The sequence below is a fragment of the Mucilaginibacter humi genome (assembly GCF_013087555.1).
The window spans coordinates 1-9,903 of the sequence record NZ_JABFCR010000080.1; the positions used below are offsets into that span (position 1 = coordinate 1).

15 protein-coding genes and 3 pseudogenes are annotated in these 9,903 nt (G+C 43.5%); 10 read left to right on the forward strand and 8 right to left on the reverse strand.

The window, feature by feature from the left end; all coding sequences use genetic code 11:
• Positions 1–165: 165 nt before the first annotated feature.
• The 3 genes from HK413_RS20220 to mraW form a co-directional block, all read right to left on the reverse strand.
• The gene (locus tag HK413_RS20220; protein WP_262886927.1) at positions 166–297 is read right to left on the reverse strand and encodes a hypothetical protein; all 132 of its coding nucleotides are present in this window, start codon (positions 295–297) and stop codon (positions 166–168) included.
• Positions 298–702: 405 nt separating this feature from the next.
• Complete coding sequence (locus HK413_RS14075; protein WP_175270579.1) at positions 703–894, reverse strand: hypothetical protein; 192 nt, start codon at positions 892–894, stop codon at positions 703–705.
• A 99-nt stretch (positions 895–993) separates the two neighbouring features.
• Positions 994–1,185 carry a 16S rRNA (cytosine(1402)-N(4))-methyltransferase gene (gene mraW / locus HK413_RS20225; RefSeq protein WP_175270580.1) on the reverse strand — a complete coding sequence of 64 codons (192 nt, stop codon included), beginning with the start codon at positions 1,183–1,185 and terminating at the stop codon, positions 994–996.
• 822 nt (positions 1,186–2,007) lie between these two features.
• Between mraW and HK413_RS14085 the strand changes: the two genes are divergently transcribed.
• Positions 2,008–2,862 (forward strand): outer membrane beta-barrel family protein, encoded by an 855-nt coding sequence (locus HK413_RS14085; protein ID WP_175270581.1) that lies wholly within the window; start codon positions 2,008–2,010, stop codon positions 2,860–2,862.
• On the opposite strand, the gene HK413_RS14090 is transcribed toward HK413_RS14085, so the two are convergent.
• The 4 genes from HK413_RS14090 to HK413_RS15695 all read right to left on the reverse strand — a co-directional run bounded on the left by HK413_RS14090 (position 2,859) and on the right by HK413_RS15695 (position 4,614).
• Positions 2,859–3,233: a DUF1634 domain-containing protein gene (locus HK413_RS14090; protein ID WP_317169624.1), complete on the reverse strand. Its 375-nt coding sequence runs from the start codon at positions 3,231–3,233 to the stop codon at positions 2,859–2,861. The genes HK413_RS14085 and HK413_RS14090 overlap by 4 nt on opposite strands.
• Positions 3,233–3,661: a sulfite exporter TauE/SafE family protein gene (locus HK413_RS21660; RefSeq protein WP_317169625.1), complete on the reverse strand. Its 429-nt coding sequence runs from the start codon at positions 3,659–3,661 to the stop codon at positions 3,233–3,235. The genes HK413_RS14090 and HK413_RS21660 overlap by 1 nt, the downstream gene beginning before the upstream one ends.
• Before the next feature lie 8 nt (positions 3,662–3,669).
• Entirely contained in the window at positions 3,670–4,068 is a 399-nt protein-coding gene (locus HK413_RS21665) for a sulfite exporter TauE/SafE family protein (RefSeq protein WP_317169626.1), read from the reverse strand.
• Between the two features lie 387 nt (positions 4,069–4,455).
• Positions 4,456–4,614, reverse strand: a complete 159-nt coding sequence (locus HK413_RS15695; protein ID WP_217452337.1) for a hypothetical protein — start codon at positions 4,612–4,614, stop codon at positions 4,456–4,458.
• Positions 4,615–4,670: 56 nt separating this feature from the next.
• On the opposite strand from HK413_RS15695, the pseudogene HK413_RS14105 reads away from it, so the two are divergent.
• The 4 genes and pseudogenes from HK413_RS14105 to HK413_RS18765 all read left to right on the forward strand — a co-directional run.
• Positions 4,671–5,554, forward strand: a pseudogene (locus HK413_RS14105) (UbiD family decarboxylase); the annotation flags it as partial.
• Positions 5,555–5,641: 87 nt separating this feature from the next.
• Complete coding sequence (locus HK413_RS22520; RefSeq protein ID WP_394353195.1) at positions 5,642–5,872, forward strand: hypothetical protein; 231 nt, start codon at positions 5,642–5,644, stop codon at positions 5,870–5,872.
• A 19-nt stretch (positions 5,873–5,891) separates the two neighbouring features.
• Positions 5,892–6,182, forward strand: coding sequence for a hypothetical protein (locus tag HK413_RS18760; protein ID WP_246230589.1), 291 nt, complete (start codon positions 5,892–5,894; stop codon positions 6,180–6,182).
• Positions 6,179–6,502, forward strand: a complete 324-nt coding sequence (locus HK413_RS18765) for a hypothetical protein (RefSeq protein ID WP_246230591.1) — start codon at positions 6,179–6,181, stop codon at positions 6,500–6,502. Before HK413_RS18760 ends, HK413_RS18765 begins: the two co-directional genes overlap by 4 nt.
• A gap of 141 nt (positions 6,503–6,643) precedes the next feature.
• Here HK413_RS18765 and HK413_RS14110 read toward each other — a convergent pair whose 3' ends face one another.
• Positions 6,644–7,084 (reverse strand): hypothetical protein, encoded by a 441-nt coding sequence (locus tag HK413_RS14110; RefSeq protein WP_175270582.1) that lies wholly within the window; start codon positions 7,082–7,084, stop codon positions 6,644–6,646.
• A 245-nt stretch (positions 7,085–7,329) separates the two neighbouring features.
• On the opposite strand from HK413_RS14110, the pseudogene mraZ reads away from it, so the two are divergent.
• From mraZ to HK413_RS21675, 5 genes and pseudogenes are all read left to right on the forward strand, one after another.
• Positions 7,330–7,779 (forward strand): annotated as a pseudogene (gene mraZ / locus HK413_RS14115) (division/cell wall cluster transcriptional repressor MraZ); the annotation flags it as partial.
• Between the two features lie 3 nt (positions 7,780–7,782).
• Positions 7,783–8,671: pseudogene (gene rsmH / locus HK413_RS14120) on the forward strand (16S rRNA (cytosine(1402)-N(4))-methyltransferase RsmH).
• A gap of 239 nt (positions 8,672–8,910) precedes the next feature.
• Complete coding sequence (locus HK413_RS18770) at positions 8,911–9,087, forward strand: FtsL-like putative cell division protein (RefSeq protein ID WP_317169627.1); 177 nt, start codon at positions 8,911–8,913, stop codon at positions 9,085–9,087.
• Positions 9,088–9,111: 24 nt separating this feature from the next.
• Complete coding sequence (locus HK413_RS21670) at positions 9,112–9,390, forward strand: hypothetical protein (RefSeq protein ID WP_175270583.1); 279 nt, start codon at positions 9,112–9,114, stop codon at positions 9,388–9,390.
• Positions 9,372–9,713: a hypothetical protein gene (locus HK413_RS21675; protein ID WP_175270584.1), complete on the forward strand. Its 342-nt coding sequence runs from the start codon at positions 9,372–9,374 to the stop codon at positions 9,711–9,713. Before HK413_RS21670 ends, HK413_RS21675 begins: the two co-directional genes overlap by 19 nt.
• The last annotated feature ends 190 nt before the right edge of the window (positions 9,714–9,903 follow it).

The window sequence follows — 9,903 nt, forward strand, 5'->3', positions numbered from 1 at the left end:
TTGCACAACAATTAATCCGCCTTTGTATTTACCCATCCTGAAAATCGGGAACTTACGGATCTTTTTCAACTCCACGGTAAAAGAATGCTCTCCGACGGATCAACTGGTAGCGCGAACCGTCCTTACGGGCATCGCGCAGCATGCGTAGATATTGCGTTTCACGGTTTATCCGGATATAACTCGGCCAGTTTCATGCGCCAGCGAATCCACCTTGCCATAAAAAACTTTATCGTCTTCAATACCACCGGCAAACATATCCATATGCAACTCATACTCAGGTACTGATGTTGCCAGCAAGCTGCCATCAACCGAAAGGATATTACCGCGCAGAAGCTTCTACATTTTCATAACGGGTTGACATTTTTTGAGGCCATCGCCTTCCATTTTACCCTGTATAAACTGCCACAGCCCGGTACATCTGTATAATTACCGCTACCGAGAAAAGGACGATAGTCCAAAGGCCGAATTAAACACGAAGCAATATGTTGGTTCTGATACTCATTGTGCAGCATCCTCCCTGATGGTAATTTTTGCGCCGGTGCCAATGATTCTTTATCCCCAAAGTATCCACCCAGCAGCCACTTCTGATAACGTGCTTTTATAGGCCGGGTCGGCTTTAGTTGCCTTTATACTCCCGGGTTAATTCGTGTACTTCTTTTGTTAATTTATCTATGTCACGGATATTTTTTCAGCCGGTGGCGGTTACCTATATATCATCCCCAGCAAACCGGGGAACAATACAAACGGCAAAGCGCGGGTAGCCTCATCAGTACTGATAAAATACGGGTAAAAATTTGTCAAAAAGTTCTCCGGAATCTCCTTTGCAGGCTTTTCCTCCACGATCAATTCGCTCTCTGCTGTCTCCTCCGGAATCTCTGTGCGTAAACGATTCATCTTACTTTTTAATTGCTATCCTTAATTTTTGCACTGCGTGCCCTGTTATTAACTGCTATTTCTTCTGCAGATGCGGACATCGCACCACGGCTTATCGCGTCAAATGGTTTGGTCGTTACCAAAAAAGTCCTTCTCTACCTCGCCGCTAAGCTTGCCTTTGGCAATGAAATTCTTTACCAGCCTGTCCTCCAGCGAATGGTATGACATTACCACCAGCCTGCCACCTGTTTCCAACACATCAGCCGTTTGGATCAAAAAATCTTTAAAGCTTCCAGCTCTGGTTAACTTCAATCCGCAGCACTGGGAAAACCTGCGCCCGGTATTTATTCTTCCTTTCGGGATACGCGCCGAATCACATTTTCAAGTCGGCAACTGTTATAATCAACGATTCCTAACCGGCAGTTACAGTGTGTTTTGTGACGTTTCGTTTGTGCTTATCTCTACCATAAATACCGAAAGATGCGGTGCAGCTCGGCTTCGGTATGGTTATTTACTACTTCTTTAGCGCTTAGTTCTGATGCTGGTTCATGCGCATATCGCTCGCGGTCAAGCGGATAAACTCACGCTCGGCTTTGGTCAAACTGGTATGATGACCACGAGGTCGGCGCATAGTACCATCAAAGGTATTCCTGACAAGTCTGATCTGGCAAAATGCTCCTGCAAAAATTCGACATCATAGGCATATCGCTGGTGCGGATGTTTTTTGGCACTTCATTGCCAACACACCCGGCATTACCATTTTATAATTTACAAACGGTTTGGGTAGCGTAAAACCAACAGGCACATCGGTCCAAAGCTCACGTTTTACATCTCCGGCTACGGTAATTGCTACTTTACTGCCCGAGTTTAACTCGCTACGCTATAGTCCAAAGTATCAATAGTAGTGCGGTATGGAAAATGCAGGTCACGGGTAAGGTCTATCAGTTGCGCATTGTATGCTTCTTCGGCCCAAAACTCTATTTCGGGTCATCCTAAACTGGCATGAACAGGTATTTGGCCATCTAAGCTGCATATTCCAATAATGGTTGGCAATAGTTAGCATCTCCTGCCGGCACTTACAAACTTTAATATACGCGCCACGGGTGAAATGGCAAATAAATTCGCGGAAATTATGTGGATTGGTTTCCGCATGTGCAACTAAATTACACGGTTAACGATAAAAACGAGCTTAACTTTAGTTATGACCGTGGCATAAACCGTGCGTTGTATGAGCTGATAAACCCCTTCAGGCGTTATGTGGATCTGTATGATTATACTGCGGGTAACCCTAATTTACTGCCGCAATACACAGATAAGATAGAGCTAACCCATACCTACAATAAAACTTTGGTAACCAGCTTATATGGTATGACCACCACCAATTTTTATGGTTTTACCAACCTGTTGCAAAACGATTCTAATAAGGTAAGTGTAACAACCAATAGTAATTTTGGCATTTATTCGGTATTGGGCATAAGAGTTTCTGCCCCAGTAGTGTTTACATCATGGTGGGATGCAAGCTTTTCTGTTGATGCTTCCTATCAGCGCATCAAAGCCTACCCGCAATACGGCAATTTAAATAAGGGTACGCAGGATGTTATATTTTCGGGTACGCAAAATTTTAAGATAAGCAATACGCTTACGGCACAACTTTTGGGTAAATATGAAACACCTACATTTTATGGGATAGGACAGTTTAGATATGTTTATCGTATTGATGCAGCTGTAAACAAACAGCTTTTCAATAAAAGGGGCAATCTTCGTTTAATTGTAAATGATATTTTTAATACGCAACGCGATTATGATGTAATAAAATACCAAAATCTTAATGCCACTATATTTGATAAGGCAGAAAGTAGGTGGTTTAAACTAAGCTTTAGTTATAAGTTTGGTAACAGTTCGTTAAAAAGCAATGCTAAGCATAGCGCGGGTAATGAGGACGAACAAAACAGGGCGGGTGGCGTTGCCGGAACCGGCAATAGTAATTAGGCGGAATGCCCGCTAAGCATGCTTATAAATATAATAAGCAAAACCAATAAGGTGATACCCGTATACAGGTAATCTTTTTCGAGGATAAAACCGATTGCCGAAAATACAACCCGGATAACGGGGGTGAATATCAATAAAATGATCCCTGCCTGTATAATTGCCCTGCCCCTGAAGGTTAATATGCCGTTTATGATACCCCTAATTGTACAAAATCGGGCACCCCTTAAAAGTATGGTAATCGGCAATGGTATAGCCATTGCGGTAGATATAAATAACCCCTCCAAAAAAGACAATAGCAATTGACAGGAACACCCCGGTGCGCAATGCCCGGCAATAACCAATTTTATATCTGTATCTTTTAGTTTCGCCATTATACTTTACCTATTATGCCATTATAGATCATTTGTATAGCTATAACGCCTACTATTACAGAAAAAGCTATCCTGATCCATTTAGATGATGCGCTGTTTACCAATATTTTTGAACCCGTCATGGCGCCGAGCAATACGCCTATTACCACAGGCATAGAAAGTCCGGGGTCGATATATCCCCGTTGCAGGTAAACAACAGCGCTTGCTGCAGCTGTAACACCTATCATAAAATTGCTGGTAGTTGTTGATACTTTAAAGGGTATGCGCATCAGGCCGTCCATTGCCATAACTTTTAACGCGCCCGAGCCAATACCCAACAGCCCCGATATTACCCCTGCAAAAAGCATCATGAAGAAACCGCCTGCTACATTAGCAACGCCATACTCAACAACACCGTCCGCTGTGGGGTAGCTGCTGTTTAACTTCAATTTTTCACCTAAATAACTTGTTTGTTTAACGGGATACTCTTTTTCTCGAACAGTGACATTACTGCTGATGATATTAATATCAGCCCGAATAATATGGCTATATAATGGGTAGATGTATATATGGCCAGTATTGCCCCTGCCATAGCGCCTGCTGTGGTAGCAACTTCTAAAAACATTCCCAGCCGCATATTGGTGATACCCTCTTTTACATAAGCAGCGGCCGAGCCGGACGATGTAGCGATAACCGATATTAATGACGCGCCAATTGCATAATGGATATCAACATGCAGCACCGGGGTAAGCAGCGGGATAATTATAAAGCCGCCACCAAGGCCGGTTAGTGAACCAAGCAGACCCGCTAAATACGAGCCGATGAGTATAATAATAGTAAGCTCAATAACCGACATATTAAACACAAAACGTTTAAGCGCTAAAAATAAGAATAACTTTTTTAAGCACGTTGTTTAATGTTTATCTATGGGATTGGTGGGGATTTAGACCTTTAATTCAACACTGCAAAATACCACACCCAGACAATAAAAAACAATTGTAACGGTATGCGGAACCATAAGTATGATAACCCCTTACCGCTATAATCTGCCTTTTCTAAATTGATATGGTTTTGCGCGGCGTGGATATTAGATGGGATGAGTATTACAAAAATATGATCAGCGCTATAGCAACTGTATAGTGGATGGAGATAAACAATAAACCTATACCGGCTGCTATCTCCAGTATCCCGGTAAAATATACCATGAACCTTTTAAAAGGTATATAGGGTGGCATAGTCATTATCATCCCATCAAAAAAGCAAAATGCGCTACTGATGTAAATGTCAGCATAAAAGCCATGGCTATGCGCCCGCTTAAAATAAAATTAGCATCGTGCTGCATAGCATAAAATATTAGGCAGCTCAGGGCAAATGTGGCTAACAATACTATCAAAGGTTTCATTATTTAAAGTTAACACTTTTTCAATTTGTACATTTGCGACTGTTTAGTTATTTAATATGGGTTACCCAAGTTTACAAGCCTGCATCACCGACCTTGAAAAACACGGTCATTTAATACGTATAAAAGAAGAGGTTGACCCATACCTGCAAATGGCGCAGATCCACCTGCGGGTATTTGAGAAGGGCGGGCCTGCAATTTTGTTCGAAAACGTAAAGGGCAGTAAATTCCCGGCGGTATCCAACTTGTTTGGAACGTTGGAGCGTTCTAAATTTATCTTCCGCGATTCATTGGATAAGGTTAAAACCCTGGTTGATGTAAAAACCGACCCACTGCAAGCCATCAAGCACCCATTTAAATATGCTAACGTTGCGCTTACGGCGCTATCGGCTTTGCCCATGAAAAGCGGCAGCATTTCAAACTTTAGTAAATGTAATATCAGCGACCTGCCGCAGATAGTTAACTGGCCTAAGGATGGTGGCCCGTTTGTTACCATGCCGCAGGTATATACCGAAGATAGCGACAAGCCCGGCATCATGAATGCCAACCTGGGCATGTACCGTATCCAGCTGGCCGGTAACGATTATATATTAAATAAAGAGATTGGCCTGCATTATCAATTGCATCGCGGCATTGGAGTGCATCAAACCAAAGCCAACGCGAAGGGCCAGCCTTTAAAGGTGAGCATATTTGTAGGCGGCCCGCCATCGCACCCGGTGGCCGCGGTAATGCCGTTGCCTGAAGGGCTGTCAGAAATGACCTTTGCCGGCGCACTGGGTAATCGGCGGTTCCGTTATTTTTATGATGAGGAAGGATTTTGTATTTCAACAGATGCCGACTTTATCATCACCGGGACTGTCGAGCCGCACGAAAATAAATCAGAGGGCCCGTTTGGCGATCACCGGGGTATTACAGCCTGGCGCATCCGTTCCCATTATTAAAAGTTCATAATGTATACCATCGTAAAGATGCCATATGGTCGTTTACCGTAGTTGGCCGGCCGCCACAGGAGGATACCAGCTTTGGCGCATTGATCCATGAAATAACCGGATCGGCCCTGCCGCAGGAAATCCCGGGCCTGCACGCCGTTAACGCGGTTGATGCTGCCGGTGTACACCCGCTGCTATTTGCCATAGGCAGCGAGCGTTATACGCCGTATATTAAAGAACGTAAGCCACAGGAGATCCTAACTATTGCCAACCATATATTAGGCAAGAATCAGCTTAGCCCTGGCCAAATACCTGTTCATAGCCGCGCATGAGGATGACCCGAAACTAGATGTGAATGATATTGTCCCATTCCTGACACATATTTTGCAGCGAATAGACCTTACCCGTGACCTGCATTTCCATACCCGCACTACTATTGATACTTTGGACTATAGCGGCAGCGGATTAAACTCGGGCAGTAAAGTAGCAATTACCGTAGCCGGAGATGTAAAACGTGAGCTTTGGACCGATGTGCCTGTTGGTTTTACGCTACCCAAACCGTTTGTAAATTATAAAATGGTAATGCCGGGTGTGTTGGCTGTCGAAGTGCCAAAAACATCCGCACCAGCGATATGCCTATGATGCTCGAATTTTTGCAGGAGCATTTTGCCGAATCAGACTTGTCAGGAATACCTTTGATGGTACTATGCGATGATGCCGCTTTCACAGCCGAAAATATTAACAACTTTGTTTGGGTAACCTTTACCCGCAGTAACCCATCGCACGATATTTATGGGATAAATGAGTTTACCGAACATAAACACTGGGGCTGCTACGGTCCGCTGATTATTGATGCGCGGATAAAACCGCATCATGCACCGGTATTGGTTAAAGACCCGGAGGTGGAGAAGTTGATTGATAAGATGGGCGAAAAGGGTGGTGCTTTATATGGTGTTATTTAGCTTTCTGTTTAGGAAACACCCTTTTATAAGTTTCATCTAAAAGCGCCGCTACTATCGGATGGGTATCAGCCATAGGAGTATGGATTGTTATATTCTTAGTACCCGTGTCGGTAATAACAGTACATGAAAAACCAAATCCATCTAAATAAATGCGATTCGGGACCCTGCTTTTTCGAGGTCTTCTTTGCTGGTTTGCGCAATTAATAATAGCAGTTTACGATAGGCAGTGTCTTTCTTTAAATTGACAATGGATCTTGTTGTATCATACACCCTGTAGCGATCAAAGATCTTCCCGATCCGCCCAATTTGCTTCGGCTCTAAATGATGAGGGTCCTTAATGGCATTTATATATGCAGTATCTTTTCTTACAGCCGAATTTCTTATGCTGTCAAACTTTGCATGCATAATCTCCACTTTATTTCCTCTTTTATAAACATGCATAAAATTACTTCCAAAAGTCTGCGAGTTGCTTGTTTGGATATGGATGATGATATCTCCTTTATTAACAGTTTCTTGCGCATATAACCGGGTGGTATTAAGCAGCAGTATAATTAATAGCAGGAATTTGTTCAGGTTTTTCATTGGTTCAGATTTATAATAAATCTCCTCATTTTCTCAACCCCACGCAATTTAATATCATATTCTTTACAGAACAATTTTGTTACATCTGGTAATCAATTATTTAAGAATGGCAGGTGTTGGAGAGTAGTTGAGAGTGGCACTAAAACTCACATATCAAACATGTTGAAAACTTTTAGTGGGAAAAAGTGTTTAAAAGTGGTAAAAGCTATTTACTTTTACGTTACAATAATTGCCGAAGTGTAACTATGTCTAATTTTTTAGGTGAGTTTGATTGTAAACTGGATGCCAAAGGACGCATGATGATCCCTGTTGGCCTCAAAAAACAGCTTCCCGAAGCTGTTAATGAGGGCCTTGTGATCAATCGCGGCTTCGAAAAGCATTTGGTGATCTACACCCGGAAAGAATGGAATAAGATAGTTGAGGACCTGAGCAAGCTTAATCAATACGAGAAAAAAACGCGCGAATTTATCAGGTATTTCACCCGTGGCGCGTCAGAATTGAGTTTGGACAGTGCCGGCAGGGTGCTTTTACCGAAGTCGTTATTGGAATATGCGGGCATTGATGCCGATGTGGTGCTGTCATGCCAGTTTAATAAAATAGAGGTTTGGGCCGAAGAAGCATACAATGCGCAACTGGATAACGAGCCCGAAAATTTTGCAAACCTTGCCGAAGAAGTAATGGGTAGCGCAGGAAGGGGAATGATGAGTAATTACCACAACCCCGTAATGCTGCAGGAATGTATTGACGGCCTTGATATTAAAAAAGACGGAACATATGTCGATGTGACCTTTGGTGGCGGCGGTCATTCAAAAGAGATCTTAAAACATTTGGGCCCGGAAGGCAAGCTGCTGGCTTTTGACCAGGATGCCGACGCGCAGCAAAATTTAATTGATGATGAGCGCTTTGTGTTTATCGATCAAAACTTCCGCTACCTGAAAAACTTTTGCCGCCTGCATGGCGCTATCCCGGTTCAGGGTATACTGGCCGACCTGGGTGTATCATCATACCAGTTTGACCAGGCCGAGCGTGGTTTCTCTATCCGCTTTGACGCGGAGTTGGATATGCGCATGAACCGGGCATCAGAACTAAGCGCTAAAGAAGTAGTAAATAACTATACCGAAGCCGAGCTGCACCGCATCTTCGGTATTTATGGGGAGATACAAAACGCGAAATCGCTGGCAAATACAATTGTAACTGCCCGGTTAAACGCGCCGATTATAACAGTTGCCGACTTGAAAAATGTGATCTCGGCGCGTATCCCGAAAGGAAAAGAAAATAAATACCTGGCGCAGGTTTTCCAGGCGCTGCGGATTGAAGTTAACCGGGAGCTGGAAGCTTTAAAAGATTTTTGATCCAAACGGCTGATGTGTTGGAAACAGGTGGCAGGCTGGTGGTAATGTCATACCATTCGCTGGAGGACAGGCTGGTAAAGAATTTCATTGCCAAAGGCAAGTTTAGCGGCGAGGTAGAGAAGGACTTTTTGGTAACGACCAAAAACCATTTGACGCGATAAGCCGTGGTGCGATAACCGCATCTGCAGAAGAAATAGCAGTTAATAACAGGGCACGCAGTGCAAAATTAGGATAGCAATTAAAAAGTAAGATGAATCGTTTACGCACAGAGATTCCGGAGGAGACAGCAGAGAGCGAATTGATCGTGGAGGAAAAGCCTGCAAAGGAGATTCCGGAGAACTTTTTGACCAAATTTTTTACCGGGGCTTTATCAGTACTGATGAGGCTACCCGCGCTTTGCCGTTTGTATTGTTCTGGGTTTGCTGGGGATGATATATATAGGTAACCGCCACGGCCGAAAAAAATATCCGTGACATAGATAAATTAACAAAAGAAGTACACGAATTAACACGGGAGTATAAAGTAACCAAAGCCGACCCGGCCTATAAAAGCACGTTATCAGAAGTGGCTAAGCGGGTGGATACTTTGGGGATAAAAGAATCATTACAACCGGCGCAAAAAATTACCATCAGGGAGGATGCTGCACAATGAGTATCAGAACCAACATATTGCTTCGTGTTTACTCCGGCCTTTGGACTTATCGTCCTTTTCTCGGTAGCGGTAATTATACAGATGTACCGGCTGCAGTTTATACAGGGTAAAAAATGGAAGGCGATGGCCTCAAAAATGTCAACCCGTTATGAAAATGTAGAAGCTTCGCGCGGTAATATCCTTTCGGTTGATGGCAGCTTGCTGGCAACATCGGTACCTGAGTATGAGTTGCATATGGATATGTTTGCCGGTGGTATTGAAGACGATAAAGTTTTTATGGCAAGGTGGATTCGCTGGCGATGAAACTGGCCGAGTTATATCCGGATAAATCAGAAACGCAATATTCACGCATGCTGCGCGATGCCCGTAAGGACGGTTCGCGCTACCAGTTGATCCGTCGGAGAGTGACTTTTACCGAGTTGAAAAAGATCCGTAAGTTCCCGATTTTCAGGATGGGTAAATACAAAGGCGGATTAATTGTTGTGCAACAAAACAAACGCATTTTACCATTCCAATCGTTAGCTGCCCGTACCATAGGGTATGTAAACGAAAATGTTAAGAACCCGGTTGGTTTAGAAGGTGCTTACGCCAGTTATATTAATGGCGAAAATGCGCAAAAACTTTAAAACACCAGTTAGATAGTTTGCAAGCCGATTTTTGGCACGGTGGTACTAATGGACGAGGATGAAGTAACCGCAAAAGATGGCGCTGATATCATATCAACCATAAACGTAAACTTCCGTGACGTTGCGCAAAAACTTTAAAACACCAGTTAGATAGTTTGCAAGCCGATTTTGGCACGGTGGTACTAATGGA